The following is a 22,705-nucleotide window of genomic DNA, read 5'->3' on the forward strand; positions in this document are numbered from 1 at the left end:
TCATACTTATTTAAAAGGATTAACTGCATTTTGAACAATCTTTTTTCAAAATGGAGTTTTTGAAGTTGTTATTAGATAAGGATTGAGGGATATTTTATAATTAGTCTTTATTCCAAAGCTACAGTAATATCGATAAAAAGGTAAAGATAAACAAATCTTAATTCTGATGGATTGTTTAACGGAGCAGAAAAAAGAAATTTTCAAATTGGGCAAATTTCTGTTGCAATTCAAAACATTAAATCATAATATAATAATATAGTTATATATGTATTAATTCACCTTTCCTTAACGAGGTGATTTTATTTAAATTAATATATAAGCAAATGATTATATAAGGAGTGCAGATAAATGGAAAACACACTAATTGAAAAACAACTAAAAGCAGCAGCTGATTTGAATCGCATTAAATTACTTGCATGCATGAAAAATGGGGAGGTATGTGTATGTGATTTTGTGGATGTGCTAGGAATATCACAACCAGCCGTTAGTCAACATTTACGAAAATTAAAGGAGGCAGGCATTATTACGGAACGAAAAGTAGGGACTTGGAAACATTACCGTTTAGTAGAGGATCAAACGCCACTGATGAAGGGCATTATAGAACAAATTCATCCTTTAAACGGGTGCAACTGTGGCACAGATTGTTGCCATGTAGGGGGAGCTGATAATGAGTAATGAATCTTTAACCAAGCAGCTATCTTTTCTAGATCGTTACCTTACTCTATGGATATTTGTTGCGATGGGAATAGGCGTGGTATTAAGTATCACCATGCCTAATGTTGGTGAAGCGTTAGAGGCCATGTCTATTGGCACAACATCCATACCGATTGCTATAGGGTTAATTGTCATGATGTACCCACCATTAGCGAAAGTAAAGTATGAAGAGATGTGGCGTGTATTTAAGGATTGGAAAGTGCTTTTACTTTCTCTTTTTCAAAACTGGTTACTCGGACCGTTCTTAATGTTCTTTTTAGCGATTATCTTCTTACATGATTACCCAGAATATATGGCTGGGCTCATTATGATTGGCTTAGCTCGATGTATTGCAATGGTGATTGTGTGGAATGATTTAGCGCGTGGAGATCGCGAATATGTAGCTGGTTTAGTTGCATTTAACTCAATTTTCCAAATTTTAACATACTCTATCTTTGCTTACTTTTTCTTAAATGTATTACCTGGTTGGTTTGGTTTAGAGAATTTCAATGTATCTATTTCTATGTGGGAGATTACAAAGAGCGTACTTATATACTTAGGTATCCCGTTTGCTGCAGGGTTCCTCACACGTTGGATAGGGATTAAAACAAAAGGAAAGCAGTGGTATGAAGAAAAGTTCTTACCGAAAATTTCACCACTTACTTTAATTGCACTGTTGTTCACGATTGTGATGATGTTTGCTTTAAAAGGTGAGCAATTAGTAGAACTGCCACTTGATGTAGTGCGAATTGCTATTCCATTATTTATTTACTTTGTGATCATGTTTGCTGTGTCATTCTTCTCTTCCCGTAAAGTAGGTGCATCTTATCCTGTCACAGCAGCTCTTTCTTTTACAGCTGCAAGTAACAACTTTGAGCTAGCGATTGCGGTTGCAGTTGGGGTGTTTGGCCTGCATAGTGGCGTGGCATTTGCAGCTGTTATTGGACCACTAGTGGAAGTACCAGTCCTCATTGGACTTGTATGGGTTGCCTTACGTTGGCAGAAAAAATACTTTAAAACCATTAAATTATAAGGAGCAATTTTTATGACAAATACACTTTATTTCTTATGTACGGGGAACTCATGCCGTAGTCAAATGGCTGAAGGATGGGCAAAAAAAACTACTACCAACCAATTGGACTGTAAAAAGTGCTGGTATTGAAGCTCATGGCGTAAATCCGAAGGCCATTAAAGCGATGGCGGAGGTAGGAATTGATATTTCAAATCATACATCTGATTTAATTGATTTTGAAACATTAAACAGTGCCACACTAGTGGTTACGTTATGTGGGGATGCAGCTGATAAATGCCCAATGACACCTCCTCACGTTCGTCGTGAGTATTGGGGATTTGAAGATCCAGCGAAAGCGACAGGTACTGATGAAGAGAAGTGTGCTGTATTCCAAAATGTTCGTGATGCAATTGGTAAACGCATTGAACAATTTGTAACTGAGGAGCTGAATTAAATTGAAAAAAATTCATATCTATGAGCCAGCAATGTGCTGTTCTACAGGCTTATGTGGACCCTCTATAGACCCAGAATTATTGCGTATGTCATTTATTATGAATAATTTAAAGAAAACAAACATTGAAGCTGAAAGGTTTAATCTTACAAACGAGCCAAATGCTTTTGTAGAAAACGAAGCTATCAATCAATTATTAATGTCAGAAGGAATGGATGCCTTGCCTGCAACGTTTGTGGATGGAGAATTACTTTGTAAAGGGATCTACCCAACAAATGAACAATTTTCACTGTGGTCAGGACTTTCAGAAGACGAATTACTACAAAAGCCAAAAGTACGCTTGTCACTAAAAGGAGATGCGTAAGATGGAACGCTTTACAAGAAGTCATTTCCCAGACACCCCATTCCTGTTTTTCACGGGGAAAGGGGGCGTTGGGAAAACATCGGTTGCTTGTAGCCTATCAATAGCCATTGCAAAGGAAGGGAAAAAGGTACTTTTAATTAGTACAGACCCCGCATCCAACTTACAAGATATTTTTGGCCAAACGCTTTCTAGTAGTCCGACAAAAATTGCAGGCATAGACAATTTATTTGCGATAAATTTGGACCCTGAACAGGCTGCACAACATTACAAAGAGCAAATGGTTGGTCCTTACCGTGGGAAACTCCCTGATGTGGTACTTCAAAATATGGAGGAGCAACTTTCTGGTGCTTGCACAGTAGAAATTGCTGCCTTTAATGAATTTGCAACACTATTGACTGATACTTCAGTGATTGGAAATTTTGACACTGTCGTGTTTGATACTGCACCTACAGGGCATACGTTGCGATTATTACAATTGCCTTCTGCATGGTCTACGTTTCTAGATGATAATACGACTGGCACTTCATGTTTAGGTCCTTTAAGAGGGCTAGAACCACAACGCGAAGTCTATAAAAAGGCAGTTGAACGTTTAAAGAATGCTAATCAAACAACGTTAATGCTAGTGACACGCCCAGAAGAAAATCCTTTAAAGGAAGCAGCACGTGCTTCTCACGAATTGTTTGAAATAGGTATTCAAAATCAGATCCTACTAATTAATGGATATATGAGCAATGCCAATTCTACTGATGATATCGAAGAGGCTTTCATTGCACTTCAAGCTGATGCAATAGCAAGAATTCCTGAAGAACTAAATCAATTTGAGCATTTCTACTTACCGTTTGTACCGTACTCATTATCAAGTATTGAGCGTATGCATGCATGGATGACTGACCAAGAAGTTATACAGAAAGATGAATCAAATGAAGAAAATAAGATTCCTGAGATAGAAGAAATGATTGCAGATTATTTGGAACGTAAACCGAAACTCATTTTTACGATGGGTAAAGGTGGGGTTGGAAAAACAACTGTGGCTTCTTATATTGCATTACGATTAGCAGAAGAGGGTACTCATGTACATTTAACTACAACAGATCCTGCCGCACACCTTGATTGGACATTCGGTGATGACAACGTTAAGAATTTAACGATCAGTCGTATTGATCCAAAAGCAGAAGTAGCAAACTATGAAGCAGAAGTGCTTGCAAAGGCAAGTGAAACGATGAATGAGGAAGGTTTAGCATTTGTGAAAGAGGATTTGGCTTCTCCTTGTACAGAGGAAATAGCTGTATTCAGAGCATTTGCTAACGTTGTAGAAAATCATCAAGATGAAGTCATTATTATTGATACCGCACCAACAGGGCATACGTTGCTGTTATTAGATGCCACAGAAGCTTATCATCGCGAAATAAGCCGTTCACAGGGAGATATTCCTCCTGCTGTTTCAAACCTGTTACCAAGGTTGCGTGATGCCTCTTATACGAGTGTTGCCATTGTAACTCTTCCTGAAGCAACACCTGTTTATGAAGCTTCGCGCTTACAGGAAGATCTACAGCGTGCTGGATTATCTGTTGATTGGTGGGTGGTCAATCAGACATTTTCATCTATCTACACAACAAGTCCAACATTAATTCAAAAACAACAAGCTGAAATGAAATGGCTAAAAGAAGTTAGATCCATCAGCAATAATCAATTTGTGGCCATTCCATGGGTAAAAACGCCACCGGTTGGAACACAAGGCTTACATGAATTAAAAGGAGAGAAAACAAATGAAAATGAGTCCAGAAGGTAAAAATTATTTAGAACAGGTATTAGCTGATTCAGAGGTTAAAACGCTTCGTTTCTTTGGTATTGCAGGCTGCTGTGGGGTTAATTTAGGTGTAGGCTTAGAAGCACCAGCAGCAGAAGATGCAATTCAAACAATTGAAGGTATCGAAGTCGCAATTCATCCTGATATTGCACCACAATTAACAGATGTTACGATCCATGCAGAAGAAGAGAATGGTGAACTAGGTTTAGTATTAGTTGGATACTCACCGACATCTTGCTAACCAGATACCTTAAATACTGTCTGTATTAGCAATTACTCAATCCATTGAATCGAGGATAAAAAATGACAGTAAATCATTCTAGCATATTAACAAAAGATTATTTTATCGCTTATTTAAAGTTAATTATGAATAGTAGAGAATACACATTGATACAGGCTAAAGAATTTGCTTTTGATTTCTTCTTTAAAGGAGATATGGATCGTTACGGCACTTCTACATGGTTGCAATTTGAAAAAGCGATAATAGAAATTGATAAAATCACGTGTGAAATTGAAGTGTGTTAATACTATCACAAAAGCTTAAATAAATTACGTCTAGCTAACTGCTAGACGTAAAAAATACATTTTATATAAGGGAATGCTTATATAGAGAAAAAAAGGAGAAGTTTATATGAAAACACTAAAAGTAATCAACCAGAATCAATCTTGTTGTACTCCTGTTCAGGACATTGAAGTCAAAGAGACTGTTAATTATTCCAATAAGAATTTACCGATTGTAATCATTGGTGCAGGTCCTATCGGGTTAGCTGCTGCTGCTCATTTAGTAGAGCAAAACCAGACATTTATTTTACTTGAGGCTGGCAATGAAATAGCACACAATATTCGTACTTGGGGGCATGTCACATTATTTTCTCCATGGCGTTATAACATCAATAAAGCTGCTAAATCACTATTAGAGGGGTCTGATTGGTTAGAACCTAACTTAGAAACAATACCTACGGGGCATGAGTTAATCGATCTTTATTTAAAACCTTTGGCAGAGTTAACACAAATAAAACCAAGTATCCGATTGAACTCAAAAGTAGTAGGTATTTCACGACAATTAAATGATAAGATGAAGACAAAAAATCGATTAAATCAGTCCTTTAATGTTTATGTTGAAAAAGAGGATGACATCGATATTATTGAGGCAAAAGCAGTTATTGATGCAACAGGAACATGGGGGAACCCAAACCCGGCAAATTCTACAGGTATTTGGCTGAAAAATGAAAAAGCATTAGCAGATCACATTGAGTATGGTATTCCAGATATAAATACGAATTCTAAGAGATATGCAAATAAAAAGATCGCAGTTATTGGTGGTGGTCATTCTGCGATCAATACCTTATTAGCTTTGGCTGAATTACAGAGAGAAAACCCTAAAACAAAGCTAGTATGGATTATGCGTAAAAGAACTGTAGAAGAAGCCTATGGTGGTGAAGAAAAGGATGCATTAGAAGCACGTGGCGCACTCGGTATACGCATTCATGAATTAGTTGATACAGGCAAGATTGATGTAATAACGCCTTTCTATATTTCTCAGGTGAAAAAAGAAGAAAACATCCATATTGTAGGTACTTTAAACGGGGAACAGAAAGTACTAACAGGCTTTGATGAACTTATTGTCAATGCTGGAAATCGACCTGATTTTACAATGAACAGTGAACTGCGTCTATCTATCGATACTACAACAGAAAGTGTGAAAGCATTAGCACCACTAATTGATCCTAATGAACATAGCTGTGGAACAGTAAGAGCGCATGGAGAAGAAATTCTACGCCAACCAGAAAAGGACTTCTATATAGTCGGAGCTAAAAGTTATGGACGCGCACCAACCTTTTTAATGGCAACTGGCTATGAACAAGTTCGTTCCATAACAGCCTATTTATCAGGTGATAATGAGGCTTCCCAACGTGTGGAATTAGAGTTACCTGAAACAGGCGTATGTAGTATTAATCTTGTCAATCAATCAAATTCAGGTTGTTAAAAATTTGACTGTTAGCGAAAGCTAGCAGTTCTTTTAAAATACACAAGGGGGCAATGGAATGAACACACTATATTTCTGTAAAATGGAAACGGGTGATTTGAAAGAGGTATTACAAATTTATAAAGAGGGGATCGAAACAGGGATGGCAACTTTTGAAACAATAGTGCCAAGTGAACAGGTATGGGATGAAAGACATCATGCGACCTTGCGTTTTGTAGCAGAAGAACATAATAGAGTGGTTGGTTGGATTGCCATTTCACCCGTCTCTACACGCGCTGTTTATTCTGGAGTTGGAGAAGTTAGTGTTTATATATCGAGTGATCATAAAGGGAAGGGTATTGCTTCAGAGCTTTTCAAAGTACTAATTGAAGAGAGTGAAAAGGCAGGATTTTGGACACTCCAATCATCTATCTTTGCCATCAATACATCAAGTATTCAATTACATAAAAAAATGGGATTTAGAGTTGTTGGTACTCGAGAAAAAATTGTTCAGTTAAATGGCAAATGGCATAATACAGTAATAATGGAAAAAAGGAGTATACATCTATTTATATAAGAAAGCTTATTGGAATTTTATTAAATTTGCACCATCAATTTTTAAGTGTATTGAAAAAAACAACATCCTAAGATATGGTTATCTAAGGATGTTGTTTTTATTACTAAGTAGAATTAGTAGTGAATATGTCTGTTATTTATCGATTATACGATAAGAATTTAAGAGAATTTAGTTAATCGTTAAATATTCCCTTTGGTACAAATAGTGTTCCATACTTATTATCAGAACAATATAAAGTAAGAAAAGAAAAAGAATATAATCAGTCCAAGCTGCTGACTATTTTGATACTGCGACTGTTTTTAATATAAACAATTTCAGATAATAATTTTATTACTTATTCAGTTAATTTAATGATAAATGGCAATTTATCAACTAGAAAGACCTTAATATCCAATTTAAGATGTTTTATAACAACACCAACAATAGTGAGGGCTTAAAATGAATGATAATTATATAACTCCAAACATAGAGAATGTCGCAGTCATAACTGTTACAGAATTAGCAACATCTTTGTACTCAAATTTAGATCCAAAGATTAATAAAGGTGATAAAGGAATATCTTTTGATGGAGCAATAGATGTTTATAATTCTTCCAATATTATTAAAGCAAATTTTAAAGGATCAGTACCAGTTCAGGTTAAAGGTGATACTATAAAAACAGAACAACTTTCCAAATGTAGTTATCCTATCGATATGGCCGATTTGGATATTTATTATGCCCAAGGTGGAGTACTATATTTTGTAGTTCTGATAACTCCAAGCGAAGAAAAACGTATATTTTATAAGATGTTATTACCTTTAGAATTAAAAGAAGTGGTCAACCGAAAATCACGAAAAAAAACTAGAAACTTCAAATTTAATTCGGTAGATACATTACAACACCTAACAAATATTTGTCACAGATTTTTGGAAGAGTCAAAAAAACAAAGTTTAGCATTAATTGAACATAAATATACAATGGAAGAATTCAAAGATTTCAAACTAATTTTTCCTGATTTAAATGTAGAGGAAATAACAAGATTTAATAATTTCAAAAATATTATTGGTAGTTCTGCATTTATATATGGAGAAGAAAAAGGACGTGTTTATCCAATTGATTCTATAACAGTTTCAAGTGTTATAGAAGAGGGCGTTTTGCAGAGAAACATAGACAATGAAAGTATCAATTATACGTATTCAATCACTAGAAGTTCATCAGAAACAATTATAAATATTGAGGACCTCATTCTAATTAGCTGCAAAGATAATCGAAAAAGAAGTAATATTAAGCTTAATGACCTAACTACCTTATATGAAATTAAGCGTTCTAGACAATTCCTGGCGTCTTTAAGTGATACGAAACAACCGTTTTACATAGGAGAAAAATTATTTGAAAAGCCAAGTAAAAGGATACAGGAGGATGTAGAAAATCAGTTAAAAACCATTTCTTATTTAGAAAAACTATTTACTAGATTAGGTATATCATTAAATTATAAATTTAAGAATGAAGCTTTTGCAGATAAATTTTTAGCTTTACTTTTTATAATTAACAATGAAAGGTATGAGCTGCTACAAATTCCAACTGAAATTATTAAAAGTAGTGGTTTGATATCTTTAAACGTATTCGATAATTCCAAATTGTATCTTTACTATGATTCTATGCAAAAGGAAAAGCTTACAAATATCTTTTTTGCTGATATATCAAATAAAATATTAATGGGCCTAAAGGATAAATTAAACGACACTAAAATGAGTGTTTTTTTATCGATTCCGATCCAGGAGTTGGTGAATTGTATTAACTATAATCAGACTATAGTAATCCGATCATTATCAACATCACAAATGACCTATAATCACTTTACATTCGAATATTTAAATAACTATGCTTTAGATTGTTTAAAACTCTTTGATGAAACAGGAGATAAAAGATTACTCGAAATTGCATCAACTTTACTTAGTAATATTTTATTATTTAATGATGAAAGATCAATCGCATTTATCAATTTATGTCAAACAAAAATACGAAAAGGCGATTGTTTGAGCGAAGAGGAACTTAATGAAATTATTGTAATAAAAAAAGAAGCAATAAAGACTTCTGATACGCTATTAGAACTGTGTACGAATCTAATATTGAATAATAAATCAGAAGCACAAGTTAATTTCGAATCCTTAGATTTAGAACAAAAGGAAAAATTTTCGGCTTTTCCTATCCGAAAATTCCTTTAATAGAATTTTAAAATTTTGAAAAGGAGCAACAATGATGAGTAATATTTCATTTTCTATAAATATACCAACTGATTCTGATGGTTATTTTAATTTATGTTGTCCCTATTGTAAAAATGATTTCAAAATACACGGTGCAGAATTTAATGAAACAGAAATAGTTGATATTTATTGTCCAGTTTGTGGTTTAATAGCTGAATTTAATTCGTTTTATACAGATAAAGTTAAAAGTAAAGTACGTTCTATAGCAAAAAATTATGCTGAAGATCTTATTTATCAAATATTTAAAGACTTAGAAAGAAAAAATAATAGAAATAAATATGTAAAAATTAAAGCAAAGAAAAAGCCAACTACTGATGTCCTAGAACTATACGAAACTGATAATCACTTAGTGATTGTAAAAAAAATATGCTGTAATTCGCATTTTAAAGTTACGGAGTTAGACAAATGGCTTATACCTTATTGTATTTACTGTGGAGGGAAATAAATTATGAATATAAAGCAAATAAACAAATTATGCAGGGATTTTAGGGCAAATTCTTCAAGATTACTTTCCACAAAACTTGGATCAGAGCAACAAGATTTATCAAGGTTTTTACTATTTATAGAAAATAATACTTTGATAAAGGAATATGTATCTGAATGTATACAGGATACCCTTGATTTTGAGGATATATTAAGTAGTAAAGATTGGAATGATAAATTAGAGTTACCACTAAATCCCAAAGAAGAGGTATCATACATTTACCAATTATTAAAATATATAGAGCTTAAGAATGCATATATTCAGGTAAGTATTGGATATGGTAGTGGAAATAAAATTCAGGATCAAATTGACGCTTTTAACCATCAAGTTACAGTACATTTAGTAAATCATATTAGAGAATATCTCGAGGATGTAATTACAGGAATTGAATCTGTCCCTTTACAAATTATAGAAGAAGATCAACCTAAGATATTTATTTCATATTGTTGGGAAGACAAGATGTTTGCTGACTTAATCGATGAGGACTTCAAAGTTATGGGTTACACTTTAACTAGAGATATTCGAGGACTTAAATTTAAAGATAGTATAAAAAGCTTTATGGAATCAATTGGTAAACACGATTTTGTAATCAGTATTATAAGCGACAAATATTTAAAGTCAGTAAACTGTATGTATGAAATATCTGAAGTAATGCGTTTACGGGAATATAAAGAAAAAATGTTATTAGTAATACTAAGAGATTCAGATGTTGAACTTTTGCCAAAAGGATCCGATATGCCAGTTCAATTTGCTGCAAATATTTACTCAATCGAAGAACAAATAAACTACATTACTTATTGGGAAAATAAAGAAACTGAATATTTAAATATGATTAGCAAGATAACACAGGAAATAAGTAAAATACAACCTTTACAAGAATTAAAAAGAGTAAAAAGTATTTCAGGTAATATGAGCGAATTTTTATCCGATATAAGCGACTGGAACAATACTAATTTGTTCGAATTAAAAGAATCTAATTATGAAGCTTTTATAAAAGAGATTAAAACAAAAGTTAATTAATTTTGCTACTTAATAGTTAAAAGAAATAAACCTACTCAAAATGTGCCAAAATAAAGAGTAGGTTTATTTCTTTAGAATGAACAAAAGGTTTATACATATTTTATTCATTATGAATAGAGATAAGTGAATAATTTATTGAATCAACTTGATTAAGAAGATTTAGCTATAGTATTTTATTTGTATAATATTAAAAGTCTGAACTTCTTGTCTAAAAAGGTTTGATTTTCTTGTCCTTTTACATGTACCGACAATAATATTTCTAGCTTATATGACATGTTCATCAAAAGTTGTAAAGAAAATTGAATTTGAAACCTAAATTAATTTGGTCGCATTAAGGATATGTCTGGACGAGATTAGAGAACTAAAGTAACTACTTTAAGTTGGGTTTAATTATTGAAGAAGAGTTTGAAGTAAAAAAAGCAAGTATAGAGAATGGCACCTGTTAACAAAATAGACCAGACTCAAAATTATTGAGTACCTGGTCTATTTTGTTATAAAATATCTATGCTGTCGGGTCCTTTTACATAAGAAAAGACCCGAAGTTCTTATCTTAAATTAAAAATAATATAGTTAAATATAGGAGACCCGAAGTTCTTATCCTAAAAGACCTGAAGTTCATGTAAATGTACAGAAAAGTACAGATATTATGGGTAGTTGACGTATCCAAGCCCTCCTCCACGCCAAATAATTTTAGTTTACATAATATAAATTATAGGAAGTTAAGTTTCATTGAAAAGTATACTAATAATAGTGAGACAGAATTGAAAAATTGTGTTAGTAATCGCTCAGTTAATTAATTATCTTGGGTCAACAAAATTTTATATGGGTACATGGAAATTTTGTTGACCCGTCCATAGATGCTTCTATAATCTTTAAACAAATTATTTATACCTGCTTGTTACCAAACGTTTTTTAATTTACAGAAGATCATTGTTACTTTTTGTGCTTATTAATTATATTAATTAATAAGCACGTAGTCTCAAACCATCATTCCATTAATAAAGTCGCTATTACAGCTAAAACTCCATTAAGAAATGCATTCCTGATAAAACCTTCAATTGCATGATTATGTGGTTCTCTAAACGCTATTCATCTCTATAAATTACAGTCTTTTTAAGGCTCAAACCCAGCCTGGCTCACATAAACTTGATTTTCGGGAAAGACTTCAATAAATCGGTTATATACATTTTTAAGAACATGTGGTCCATACCATTCCTCTAAGCCAAGTTGGGCGTATTTGTTCTCAATACCAAGTTTTCGTGTGCGTTTACCACCACTACCATCGCCCATGAAGTAGTCATCTATACATACCCGATCGACATATGGCTTTAGTTTCAATGGAAAATGGTACCCACTTGGTAATATAGGAGCTATAGCAACTTGGGTTGGTATGCCCGCAGCTGCTAATTTTTCCAATGTTTTAAAACGCGCCTAGATTGGAGGTGCCTTCGGAGTAAAATGTTTTCGTATCGTTTCCGAATCGGTTTCAATAGTCATACTTACTCGAATTTTGTCCTTCAATTGTTGCAGTAAATCGATATCTCGACTTACAAGTGGGCTTCTAGTTTGTACTAATAGGAAATCGGGTGGATCTTCTACCATAACTTCTAGTAAAGATCGTGTCACCTTTTCCTTTTGCTCTATTGGTTGATATGGATCTGTACTTGATGACATAAAAATGGTTACATTCCCTTTAGTTTTGGCGCGATGAAGTTCTTTTTTTAATAAATTTGCAGCTCCATTTTTAATATCTACCCAATTTCCCCATTCTCCTTCTCGAAACAAAGATACTGGCATTTCACGTACATAACAATAGGAACACCCAAAAGTACAGCCTGTATAAGGATTAAGTGAATGCGTATATCCAGAAAGGAAGCCAGTCCCTTTATTCAGAATCGTTTTTGGATTTTTATAGAATAATTTACTACTCATGACGGCATCTCCAATCGTTGTGCAGTAATAATTAGATTACTCAATGTTTAATGAAACTCTCTTTTCCAGATCAAGTAGCAATGTTTTCATTTCTAATCCGCCCCGATAGCCAGTTAATGAGCCGTTCTTTCCTATTACGCGATGGCATGGCACAGTAATTAATATCGGATTAGCCCCGATAGCCGCTCCTACTGCCCGAACAGCTGCCGGTTTATTAATATCATTTGCAATATCGGAATAGGATTTCGTCTGTCCATAAGGGATATCACAAAGTGCCCTCCAGACTGCTAGCTGGAATGGTGTACCTACGTACTCAAATGGAATCGTAAAGGTTTTCCGTCTTCCATCTAGATACTGAGTGATTTCAACGACAAAGGGCTCAAGCTTTTCAGCATCTTCAACAAGCGGACATCCTGGAAAGTGTTTCGTAGCCCATTCGACTAATTCCTCGAATGGCTTGTACTGTGAACCTATAAAGACAAGACTTTTTGTCGTTGACGCTATATGGAAGTTCCAATCTTTAAACTTTAGTAAAGACCAGTAAAGTGTTGGTTTATTCATTTTTTCCATTGTCCTGTTCCTCCATCTTCCTCGTTTGACGAAATTGCGCTGGTGTCTGGCCCGTTTTCTTTTTAAATAAAGTAATAAAATAAGACGTGTTAGCCATCCCCACACAAATGGCGATATCTCCAATCGCTTTATTTGTCTGAATCAAATACTTTTTAGCTGCGTGAACTCTAATTTGCTGTATATACTCAACTGGCGTAATGCCTTTAATCTTTTTAAATGTTCGTTGCATATGATACGGACTTCCATGACAAATATTTGCTAACGATTCTAGCGTTAGTTTTTCTGTAAAATTTTTATCAATGTATTCCGTAATTAAATCAACCCACTCGCTATCAGGCAGATTTTCATTTGTGGGCTTGCACCGTTTACAAGGGCGAAAATTAGCACGGAGAGCTTGTTCTGCGTTTTGAAATATGCATACATTTTCTTTTTTTGGAACGCGTGATTTACATGAAGGCTTACAAAATATTCCTGTTGACTTCACAGCGTAAAAAAATTGATTATTGTAAGCTATATCATTATTTATAATGGCTTGCCACTTCTCATCGGTTATCATTTCTACATCATTCAAATGACTATGAGCATAGCTCTCTTTGTGGCTGTGATCAATTCTATCTGGCATTTTTCTCACCTCACCTTATAATAACTCCCTATCCATTCGAATGGACATTTCAAAGAATGGAATAGCAAAATATTGAAATTAATGTTTATTTAGAATCGTGAAAAATAATTCCAAGACCGTATCGTTCTCCCGAAGTAACCGTGCTTACACCGTGCCGTACTGTATTTTTGTAATAGCCTTTTTTACCGAGCACAGGTCTGTGGTTAGTAGGAAAAATAAGTGCACTGCCTTGCTCTAACGTAATGACATGTCCCCTGCTTTGAGCACGTGGGATTTGTTCTACTAATAAAGATTCTCCACCGCAAAAGTCTTTATCTCGTTGATTTAATACAAACACTACTTGAAACGGAAAAAATAGATCGCCATATAAATCTTGATGCAAACAATTAAATCCGCCTGTTTCATACTTTAATATCAAAGGTGTCGGTCTCATTTGATGATACCCCTCACAGGTGTTCAAAAAATCTTGAAGTTGTTCTGGATACTGCTCTGTTTTCTTTAAATAGCTCAGCCACCGATTCGCTGTTTTCGCTAATTCCAAATAAAAAGACTCTCTTAAATGTTGGATGATGTCGGGTAATGGATAAGAAAAATATTTGTACTCCCCATTCCCAAAGCGATATCTCGTCATATTGATGGTCGTTCTGTATGACTCCTCCTCACTATACATCTCCATGAAAAATTCACATTCCTCTTTTGTTAAAATTGCTGGAAGCTTTGCGAAACCTTGCTCATCTAATTCATTTTGTATGGACTCCCAATCTAAGCTTTCGACACGTGTCTTTATGTCTTGCGCCATTTTATCCCTCCTATTTAGCATTCTTGATAACTAACACTATAACCTCATCAATCGAAAAAAATAAGGTGTTTAGAATGTAATAGCAAGATAACAAAATTAGGACAGATGATGATGTGATAAAGTAAAAATGACATCAATGTATTTTGTAAAGGAGAATGAAAGAATGATATGGCATGAAGTCAAGAATGGTATTGTCATTACCCTACCTGAACATTTCAACATGAATGCCAATCTAGGCTATCTATCAAGAGAAAAGAAGGAATGCATGTATGAAATAGAGAACGACAGCATTATAAAAGTGATAGCTGTTGGAGAAATTCGGTATTTAGTACAGGTAAACGTCATTAAGAATAAACAAATGATCGTTCAATTCTTAAATGAATCTAGGCCTATTGAAAGGTGGCAGCTAGAACAGGTAGTAAAATTTATTCATGAGTGGTTTGATCTAAATAACGATTTAACACCATTTTATGAAATGGCAAAGGGAGATCCTTTACTTAAAGTACCTGCCCGAAACTTCTATGGATTGCGAGTAATAGGCATTCCTGATTTATTTGAAGCTTTATGCTGGGGCGTTTTAGGCCAACAAATTAACTTAGCCTTCGCGTACACCTTAAAGAGGCAATTTGTAGAAAAATTTGGCGATTTCATCGACTGGAATGGTAAAAACTATTGGGTGTTCCCAACGTACGAAAGAATTGCAAAGTTAACACCCTCGGACCTTGCAGATATTAAAATGACCGTGAAAAAAAGTGAATATATCATTGGCATTGCGAAATTAATGGCCAGTGGAGAATTATCGAGGGAAAAATTAAAGGAAATGGACTTTAAAGATGCTGAAAAAAGCTTAATTAAAATACGGGGAGTCGGCCCTTGGACAGCCAATTATGTATTAATGCGCTGCCTCCGGTTCCAAACAGCCTTTCCAATCGATGATGTAGGTCTTATCAATTCGATAAAAGTATTACAAAATATGAATCGAAAGCCAACGAAAGATGAAATCTTAGAATTATCAATGCCATGGAAAAACTGGGAATCCTACGCTACGTTTTATTTATGGCGTGTCCTTTACTAGATAAGAGCGATAAGAGAACAATTATAAAGAGCATGCTTTGAACAAATGAATCAAAACATGCTCTCTGCCTCTTCGCTTCAAAATTCATATTATAGCTGTAAATCTTTCATACAATCCATCGTTGTCTTTATAAACGCTTTGACAGCGGGAAGGGATTGCTTCTTTGATCGAGTAATAATGCTTATTTCACGGGAAGGTTCGGGTAAGAGAGGTTTTACAATGGAACCTTGTAAATTATAGGGTAAAGCTAGCTCCGGCATGATGGTAATGCCTAATCCTTCCCGTACCATTGCAATGATAGATTAATTATCCTCCACATTAAACTGGATGTTTGGGGAAACTTGTTGTTCCTTTAAAAATTTCTTTACACTCACCTCACATCCTAGCTTGGGCATAATAAGAGCCTCCCCTTGAAGATCTCTCACTTTTACTTGTCCATTTATTGCAAGATGATGATGAATAGGTAATGTCAGGACTAATCTATCTCTAAGTATAGGGATTGACTCCAAATGATCCAATGGGTTACTTAAAGACGTAAAACCTATATCCACTTTCCCCTCTTCTACCCAACGCGTAATTTGATCATAGCTGCCCTCATAAAAGTTTATTTCAATTCCCTTAAATTCTCCTCTAAACTTTGAGATGATAGTAGGCAACACTTTTGATGAGAAACTTGAAAAGCTACCAATATTTACCTTTCCATTTTGTATACCTAAAATAGAAGCGGTTTCTTGTTTAATGCTTTCTGCTTCAGATAAGATATTTCTCATGTTCTTTATAATCCGTTCTACACTATCTGTTAATGAGATTCCATTTCTCCCTCTATTCAAAAGTGTAATACCGAGTTCTGACTCTAAAGAAGCAATATTATGACTGATTCCAGATTGTGTCATCACCAATATTTCCCCTGCTCTTGTGAAGTTACCAACATCGACTACTTTGACGATTTACATTATTAATGAAAAAATGTAAATAGAAAGGAGGCTAGAATCTTATGAAATTATATTTGATGATTATGTTTTGGAGTTCAATTTTGGTGTTAGCTATTCTAATTATTAAAGATTATCAAAATAATGTTAATCCGTTTACCGAACCTCTCACTGCTCTTATGTATTTAATAATTATTTTTTGGATTATATTTTATTCTATAATGTATTTCACAAAGTATAAGAAAATTAAAATGGATTAGAAGTTGCTACTCTTACTCTTTTTTATTTATTCCCTTTCTTCTAGCCAACTGTAGAAGGCTGATAGAATATCGCTGTTTTTTAGTAAATATAATATAAATTTCAAAAAAAAACGTTCCCGAATGAAAGTTTGGACACACACCAAAAAGCCATGAATGTTGTTAAATCAACGTTTTATGGCTTTTTTGATGAACATTGTTTATACAGCTTTTTATACAGGCAGCGTAAACACTTGATACATCAATATTTACACGATTATGGCTTGCTGTTTCGTGTGCATAAAATCATGTATATCTTAGCGTTGTAAATCCACCTTTTTAGTTATTTATTCATGTTCATCAAGCCAGTTATAAAATGGCACATAGTTTGGTTTGCTGGTAATGTCTTTCTTTCGACGTGCATCATCTAATTGGCTTTGTAAGCTGCATAGATGACCTTTTAAGCGTTGTAAAATTTCATTAGCCTTTGTACTGGTTAATGTCGTTGTCACTTCTACACGACATTTTAAAACCTATTGAATGATGTTCATCAGGTGCAGTTTTTCAAGATCCATTTCGCCCAGTTCCTCAAGATAGTTCCACATATCAGCTTCAACAGCATCAATAATCGTTGTAATTTCTTTCAACTGATTTTCCGTAGCAGCTGTCTCTTGTTTACTTGCGACTGACCAATGTAAATCGAAACCGACAATCGCACGTCCCTTCTTCTTCTCTACATACCAGGCCTCTAGTTCCGTATATTGATTAATTTCTCTAATCGCTACATCAAGAACACCACGTTTGAATTGTGCTGAATCTTTGTAGGAAGAAACACCTTCTACACTGAACAATTTCAACAAATCAACTTTACTCATTTCTTTATGCCAATAACCATAATGCCCTTTCATAAAATCATATAAAGTCCATGTAAATGAGCTTTTAAATTTAGAGGTAATAGTCAAATTATTAGTAATATATTTTTCTTTCAAGTTTAAAATATGCGGCAAAAATTTAGGACTCCATTCAAATTTAAATAAACCTCGTTCATACTCCATTCCTAAAAAAATATTCCAGTAAATCTTTCCATTCGAATTCCTCATGTTGATGTTCAAAAACATGAATTTTACTTATTAATTTTATCATAATACAATAATCATAGAATAAAGGAGGAGTTAGTCATGAATAAAAAGATAGAGTTCTTTTATGTAGATGCTTTCACAACAGAAACTTTTGGAGGAAATCCAGCTGGCGTTATACCGAATGCAGAAAACTTAACAGACGAGGACATGCAAAAAATAGCGAATGAATTAAACCTTTCGGAGACGGCCTTTCTTTTACCGACATCGAATGCTAATGCCAATTATAAAATAAGGTATTTTACACCAACCAAAGAGGTTGATTTTTGCGGTCATGCCACATTAGGTACAGCATGGTTAATGGCTACTAAGTACAATTGGATTGATAAGGGCGATAAAATAGTCTTTGAATCAAATATAGGCCAAATTTCCGTAAAATGGCTGATGGAAAATAATCAATTAACTCGAGTATCTATGACTCAAGTACGTCCTCAAGTAAAAAGTATCGACATTAGCCCAGCAGTCGTTGCGGATCTTGTAGGTATACATGAAACAGACATTGATGATATATATCCAATAAAAATAGCGAATACAGGTGTCCCACATCTTATGGTTCCAGTGAAGACCCGTCAAGCAATTGACCAAGCAGAGCCTAACTTAAACGAGCTTAAAAAGATGAACAATGATTTTAACATTTCAACCACTCACCTCTTTACCTTTGACACAAATGGGCAATTTGATATTTACACAAGAGATTTTTGCCCCAATATAGGAATTGATGAAGATCCAGTTACAGGTGCGGCAAACGGTGCATTAGGCGGTTATTTATATCTTGAGAATATACTAGCTCAACAAGAAAGACATCAATTAATGATTGGTCAAGGACATACGATCAATAGACCAGGGATTCTTTATGTAACGATTACACCTGATGGGGAGAATGCAGTTATTGAAGTAGCAGGAGCGGCGGTTGTTTCCATTGAAGGAAAAATATTTGTATAAAGAGCAATATATATATTATTTTCCGAATTTTTAGTATTTATTTCTGAGATAGAATAAACTTCTCTAAATTTTTCGCTTTTTGCGCATTTAGAGAAGTTTTATTTTAGGTGGAAACACCATTTTAAAGTCATTGATGGCACCTGAAGCCATTGCTAATAATATCATTGTGTTATCTCAGTAATTTCCAGATCCAGCATGGTCGAACAAAAGGTACAATTCATGATAAAGCCTAAACTTCTTGTTGCCAAGGTTTGATCAAATTGATACTTGAAAAAGATCAAAGCAAAGAGCGTGTTTGGATAAAAAGATTGATCCAAACGCGCTCTTCCAGTTAAGCTATTGCCATTCACTACAGCTAGAGCGTCTCATCTAATTTCTGAATTTTTGACTGGGAAATTAAATATACGTTGCCTAAAATGTCGACGTTGTCTCCCTTTATACGTACAGCACAATCTTTATTCGACGCATAAATATTTAGTTCTTCTGATAAAGAAGACAGTTCGTCCTGCACCAACTCCATGTTATTTTCAAGATCAAAATGAGACAGGACGGAAAAATTGTCAAGACCGATTCCGTCGTATAAAGAGCTTTTTTCAACTGGATAGCCAAAGTTTTTCGAGCATAACCATTTAGCGGACATATTGATTGCTCCAGCGCTTGCCCCTAACACAACCGCTGTGCTTTTTTTGATTATATCCGACAATTCATAGTCTATTAAAAACCGATTCTGTTTAAGAGTATCTCCACCTAACAAGAAAATGGCTGACGCATTTTGAATGAAGGCTTGGGCATCTTCCTTCTGTACGTGATAATTAATTAAATGATAGTCTTCGAACATAATGCCTGCCTGGTCAAGCCACGAGCGTTCAGCAGCGCCAACATCTTCATTCAAAAGTGGATTCGAGCTAATCATAGCAAGCGATTTTCTATCAGCTATATCCTCCTCTAACACCTTGCCTAGATTCTCTGGAAAAAAATCATTAAACCAACCTAAATAATAGTGTGTTTTCATATGTACCTCCGTTACTCATTCTGTTTCTTGTCACTAACACAATACGATCCATATGTTCTGCTTGTTGTTCTAAATGTAATGATTGCGATACAATTTTATCAAATTCTTCCAAACAATACGACTTTATTTCAAATCTATATTTCTAATAATGTATAAATTAAAAAGCCCCTATGTAGGAGGCTTGAAAAAGTTGCTTTTTCGAAAAGTCGTATATATATTAAGTTAGGCTCTTTGTTATTTCTCTATAAATCTCTTGCTCCATTCCTAAATAGGAGGGACCAAAGATTGGTTATCGTCATACCATGCCAATGCTTTTCGTTCTAGTTCTTTAGCAAAAGAATCTTTCCCAGCTTTGTATGACTTCATGTTATTAGGAAATTGTTGTGCTAATCTTTCCTTTAAACTTCCATAAAGCTTCATTTCATCAGGATGTGATGTTAAATAATCCCGAAAGGCCAGATGCCTTGTGATTTCACCGCTTCCAATCTGATAAAAGTGAACGTGATGCGTGCGATTGTTCCCACCTTTTTGAAAGTATCTACGCTGAGCTATTCCATTTTCCCCTTTAGCAACATACCCAATTTTTTGTATGTCCAAATTGAATGTATCAACGAGATGATTATCTTTCACAACAGGCATGATATCTATGATTGGTTTAGCCTTTAACCCAGGAACAGAGGTACTACCTATATGATAGATATCTATGATTTCATTTCTAAATATAAAATTCAGTTTTTCAGCCTCTTCCATAAACAGTTGAATCCATTGCTCATCGTACAAACTGACTACTAGTTTTCGCAAAGTATTTCCTCCTAACCACTTCATTAACCAATACTTTATAATGTTCGTGTTTTACGAAAAAGCAAACGTGTCCAGCCGGCGAACAATTCGCATTTCATTATAAAAAACACGAACGATTAATTGTTTTCATAACACCAATGTACGCCTTTATTCTCTTTACTGCCAACAATTACTACTAACTATATAGCTCGCTCTATGTACTTAATTGATTAAATTGAGTCAACCGAAACAGCATTGTACTTTTTCACGGTTTTATTAGTTAATCTTTTAAATGAGCTTTTAAGAATTGCATAAATGGTTGCTCAATCAAATCGGATTTCCGCGAGCAAATAAATAAACTTTGCTGAATATCTGCCTGCTCAACATATACTTGAGCTAATTTTCCATTTGTTATACTATCAGACACACTATAGGACGGAGCTAAAGTCATACCGTATCCTGCCTCCACTACTTTAATGGATTCATGTAAGCCCTGCATTTGAAGTCCTAATTTAGGTAATGGAGCATTAAACGTGTAAAAAATGGACTCCAATAAATCGAGTGTCGAGCTGCCACGTTCCCGATAAATAAAGTCTTCGTCCGATAATTCATAAATGGAGACCGTTTGATTGGCTAAAGGATGTGAGGGATGGACTATAAACCAAAACGGGATATCTAATACCTTTTCAAATTGTAAATCGGTATGACCCATTTTACTTTGAACAACAAAACCAAAATCTACTTCATAATTCAGAACTTGTTCTTCCACAGATTGAACATTGCCTAATGATACAAAAAATTCAATATGAGGATGAGCAAGCTTGTACTTAGCGATGATAGGTGGAAGTATATAATTAATAGGGATATAAGAGGACGCAATATGTATTTTGTCTTCCTTAGCTAAAAATTCACCTAGCTTTTCATCGATTTGTGCTTCTAAGTAAAATAAACGCATGCCTTGCTCATACAAAAACTTCCCCTCTGGAGTTAATTGAATTCCACGCCCTTTGCCTTCTATCAATTTAGCCCCTATTTCATTCTCTAATTTCCGAATTTGTATCGTAACCGCAGGCTGACTCAGTAGCATACTATTCGCTGCTGCAGTAATTCCGCCAAGTTTGGCTACATTCGTAAAGATTCTTAAAGCATGTAAATTCATGCCATTCCCACCTTTCTATCCATAAATAATATTTATGAATAAGCAATAATTATATATTTGTTTTATGTATAGTTTATCAGTAATTTAAGTATAGAGGTGATGAAATGGAAATTTTACTACAGGAATGGTTATCAATAAAAGGGTTTATTTTATTTACGATTGGTTTACTCGCGGCCATAATAGGAGTTCTGTTTGGTGCAGCAGGCTTTATTTTGATGCCTTCCTTATTACTCGTTGGCATTCCAATTCATACAACGGTCGCCGTTAATAAATTTGCGACAGGAATATCTGCCCTATCGAATGTTGTTTCATTTGTTATAACAGGACGTTTATCTTTAAAAAAATACTTTTCTTTCATGATAGTTTCTTGCTTAGGAGGTGTCTTGGGTGCATTATTTGCAATCCTCTTATCGGAGCGAATCATGAACGTGGTTGCTTGTATAAGCTTAATTTTCGCATTTATGATGGTCCTTCGCAGTAATAAATGGATTGTAAAAGATGTCAAGGAAACAGAGGAACAACGTATTAACAAGCTTGTTCCATTTGCCATTTCAATGTATGACGGAGGTTTTGGACCAGGCTCAGCACTTATGAATATAACCTATTTCTTAAAAAAACAACACAATTATTTAAAAGCAGTGGAATTAACAAGAATGATCTCGTTGTCAAGCTGTACAGGCGCTTTCCTCTTTTATTACTTTAATGGCATTGTAAATTGGGGAATTGCTATTCCTGTTTCGCTTGGCTCAATTGCTGGCTCTTTCTTAGGCTTAAAGATTATTCCCCACATCCAAACAAAATGGATTCAAATTATATTACCCATCATTTTTTTATTCTTAATTGTTCAAGTTGTGACGGATTTAATAACATAAATTTACACCCACGCAGAAAACAA

The 22,705-nt window shown here is 34.4% G+C and carries 22 protein-coding genes and 3 pseudogenes; 15 read left to right on the forward strand and 10 right to left on the reverse strand.

Features of this window, described 5'->3' with window-relative positions:
* Nucleotides 1-348: 348 nt before the first annotated feature.
* The 12 genes and pseudogenes from MKY88_RS12050 (at nucleotide 349) to MKY88_RS12105 (ending at nucleotide 10,618) form a co-directional block, all read left to right on the forward strand.
* Entirely contained in the window at nucleotides 349-675 is a 327-nt protein-coding gene (locus MKY88_RS12050) for an ArsR/SmtB family transcription factor (protein WP_340813730.1), read from the forward strand.
* Nucleotides 668-1,726: an ACR3 family arsenite efflux transporter gene (gene arsB, locus MKY88_RS12055; RefSeq protein ID WP_340813731.1), complete on the forward strand. Its 1,059-nt coding sequence runs from the start codon at nucleotides 668-670 to the stop codon at nucleotides 1,724-1,726. The genes MKY88_RS12050 and arsB overlap by 8 nt, the downstream gene beginning before the upstream one ends.
* Nucleotides 1,727-1,738: 12 nt before the next feature.
* A pseudogene (gene arsC, locus MKY88_RS12060) lies at nucleotides 1,739-2,159 on the forward strand (arsenate reductase (thioredoxin)).
* A gap of 1 nt (nucleotide 2,160) precedes the next feature.
* Complete coding sequence (arsD, locus tag MKY88_RS12065; RefSeq protein WP_340813732.1) at nucleotides 2,161-2,520, forward strand: arsenite efflux transporter metallochaperone ArsD; 360 nt, start codon at nucleotides 2,161-2,163, stop codon at nucleotides 2,518-2,520.
* Nucleotide 2,521: 1 nt separating this feature from the next.
* On the forward strand, nucleotides 2,522-4,309 hold the full coding sequence (arsA, locus tag MKY88_RS12070) for an arsenical pump-driving ATPase (RefSeq protein WP_340813733.1): 1,788 nt from the start codon (nucleotides 2,522-2,524) through the stop codon (nucleotides 4,307-4,309).
* Nucleotides 4,287-4,568, forward strand: a complete 282-nt coding sequence (locus tag MKY88_RS12075; protein WP_054768668.1) for a hypothetical protein — start codon at nucleotides 4,287-4,289, stop codon at nucleotides 4,566-4,568. Before arsA ends, MKY88_RS12075 begins: the two co-directional genes overlap by 23 nt.
* 62 nt (nucleotides 4,569-4,630) lie before the next feature.
* Nucleotides 4,631-4,852 (forward strand): hypothetical protein, encoded by a 222-nt coding sequence (locus MKY88_RS12080; RefSeq protein WP_340813736.1) that lies wholly within the window; start codon nucleotides 4,631-4,633, stop codon nucleotides 4,850-4,852.
* A 106-nt stretch (nucleotides 4,853-4,958) separates the two neighbouring features.
* Nucleotides 4,959-6,314, forward strand: coding sequence for an NAD(P)-binding domain-containing protein (locus MKY88_RS12085; protein ID WP_340813737.1), 1,356 nt, complete (start codon nucleotides 4,959-4,961; stop codon nucleotides 6,312-6,314).
* 58 nt (nucleotides 6,315-6,372) lie between these two features.
* On the forward strand, nucleotides 6,373-6,870 hold the full coding sequence (locus MKY88_RS12090; protein WP_340813739.1) for a GNAT family N-acetyltransferase: 498 nt from the start codon (nucleotides 6,373-6,375) through the stop codon (nucleotides 6,868-6,870).
* Nucleotides 6,871-7,308: 438 nt separating this feature from the next.
* Nucleotides 7,309-9,075, forward strand: a complete 1,767-nt coding sequence (locus MKY88_RS12095; protein ID WP_340813741.1) for a hypothetical protein — start codon at nucleotides 7,309-7,311, stop codon at nucleotides 9,073-9,075.
* A 31-nt stretch (nucleotides 9,076-9,106) separates the two neighbouring features.
* Nucleotides 9,107-9,559: a hypothetical protein gene (locus MKY88_RS12100; protein WP_340813742.1), complete on the forward strand. Its 453-nt coding sequence runs from the start codon at nucleotides 9,107-9,109 to the stop codon at nucleotides 9,557-9,559.
* A 3-nt stretch (nucleotides 9,560-9,562) separates the two neighbouring features.
* The gene (locus MKY88_RS12105; RefSeq protein WP_340813743.1) at nucleotides 9,563-10,618 is read left to right on the forward strand and encodes a toll/interleukin-1 receptor domain-containing protein; all 1,056 of its coding nucleotides are present in this window, start codon (nucleotides 9,563-9,565) and stop codon (nucleotides 10,616-10,618) included.
* A gap of 1,113 nt (nucleotides 10,619-11,731) precedes the next feature.
* Here the strand turns inward: MKY88_RS12105 and MKY88_RS12110 are convergent.
* From MKY88_RS12110 to MKY88_RS12125, 4 genes and pseudogenes are all read right to left on the reverse strand, one after another.
* Nucleotides 11,732-12,550: pseudogene (locus MKY88_RS12110) on the reverse strand (SPL family radical SAM protein).
* Nucleotides 12,551-12,586: 36 nt separating this feature from the next.
* The gene (gene adaB, locus MKY88_RS12115) at nucleotides 12,587-13,120 is read right to left on the reverse strand and encodes a methylated-DNA--[protein]-cysteine S-methyltransferase (protein WP_340813745.1); all 534 of its coding nucleotides are present in this window, start codon (nucleotides 13,118-13,120) and stop codon (nucleotides 12,587-12,589) included.
* Entirely contained in the window at nucleotides 13,104-13,742 is a 639-nt protein-coding gene (locus MKY88_RS12120) for a bifunctional transcriptional activator/DNA repair enzyme AdaA (protein ID WP_193832043.1), read from the reverse strand. Before MKY88_RS12120 ends, adaB begins: the two co-directional genes overlap by 17 nt.
* Before the next feature lie 85 nt (nucleotides 13,743-13,827).
* On the reverse strand, nucleotides 13,828-14,541 hold the full coding sequence (locus tag MKY88_RS12125) for a 2OG-Fe(II) oxygenase (RefSeq protein WP_340813748.1): 714 nt from the start codon (nucleotides 14,539-14,541) through the stop codon (nucleotides 13,828-13,830).
* 163 nt (nucleotides 14,542-14,704) lie between these two features.
* Between MKY88_RS12125 and MKY88_RS12130 the strand changes: the two genes are divergently transcribed.
* Nucleotides 14,705-15,616 carry a DNA-3-methyladenine glycosylase family protein gene (locus MKY88_RS12130; protein ID WP_069481431.1) on the forward strand — a complete coding sequence of 304 codons (912 nt, stop codon included), beginning with the start codon at nucleotides 14,705-14,707 and terminating at the stop codon, nucleotides 15,614-15,616.
* Nucleotides 15,617-15,705: 89 nt separating this feature from the next.
* On the opposite strand, the pseudogene MKY88_RS12135 reads toward MKY88_RS12130, so the two are convergent.
* From MKY88_RS12135 to MKY88_RS12145, 3 genes and pseudogenes are all read right to left on the reverse strand, one after another.
* Nucleotides 15,706-16,563 (reverse strand): annotated as a pseudogene (locus MKY88_RS12135) (LysR family transcriptional regulator).
* Nucleotides 16,564-17,128: 565 nt separating this feature from the next.
* On the reverse strand, nucleotides 17,129-17,293 hold the full coding sequence (locus MKY88_RS12140) for a hypothetical protein (protein WP_340813750.1): 165 nt from the start codon (nucleotides 17,291-17,293) through the stop codon (nucleotides 17,129-17,131).
* Nucleotides 17,294-17,314: 21 nt separating this feature from the next.
* Complete coding sequence (locus tag MKY88_RS12145; RefSeq protein ID WP_340813751.1) at nucleotides 17,315-17,899, reverse strand: replication initiation protein; 585 nt, start codon at nucleotides 17,897-17,899, stop codon at nucleotides 17,315-17,317.
* 60 nt (nucleotides 17,900-17,959) lie between these two features.
* Between MKY88_RS12145 and MKY88_RS12150 the strand changes: the two genes are divergently transcribed.
* Complete coding sequence (locus MKY88_RS12150) at nucleotides 17,960-18,859, forward strand: PhzF family phenazine biosynthesis protein (RefSeq protein ID WP_340813753.1); 900 nt, start codon at nucleotides 17,960-17,962, stop codon at nucleotides 18,857-18,859.
* A 355-nt stretch (nucleotides 18,860-19,214) separates the two neighbouring features.
* Here MKY88_RS12150 and MKY88_RS12155 read toward each other — a convergent pair whose 3' ends face one another.
* The 3 genes from MKY88_RS12155 to MKY88_RS12165 form a co-directional block, all read right to left on the reverse strand.
* Entirely contained in the window at nucleotides 19,215-19,871 is a 657-nt protein-coding gene (locus MKY88_RS12155) for a Type 1 glutamine amidotransferase-like domain-containing protein (RefSeq protein WP_340813754.1), read from the reverse strand.
* 264 nt (nucleotides 19,872-20,135) lie between these two features.
* Entirely contained in the window at nucleotides 20,136-20,672 is a 537-nt protein-coding gene (locus MKY88_RS12160) for a GrpB family protein (protein WP_340813756.1), read from the reverse strand.
* Between the two features lie 259 nt (nucleotides 20,673-20,931).
* A complete protein-coding gene (locus MKY88_RS12165) occupies nucleotides 20,932-21,810 on the reverse strand; it encodes a LysR family transcriptional regulator (protein ID WP_340813758.1) in 879 nt (292 codons plus the stop codon).
* Between the two features lie 104 nt (nucleotides 21,811-21,914).
* Here MKY88_RS12165 and MKY88_RS12170 point away from each other — a divergent pair, with 104 nt between their 5' ends.
* The gene (locus MKY88_RS12170; protein WP_193832053.1) at nucleotides 21,915-22,682 is read left to right on the forward strand and encodes a sulfite exporter TauE/SafE family protein; all 768 of its coding nucleotides are present in this window, start codon (nucleotides 21,915-21,917) and stop codon (nucleotides 22,680-22,682) included.
* Nucleotides 22,683-22,705 lie beyond the last annotated feature (23 nt).

It is taken from the genome of Lysinibacillus sp. FSL R7-0073, assembly GCF_038009065.1.
Taxonomy (GTDB): domain Bacteria; phylum Bacillota; class Bacilli; order Bacillales_A; family Planococcaceae; genus Lysinibacillus; species Lysinibacillus fusiformis.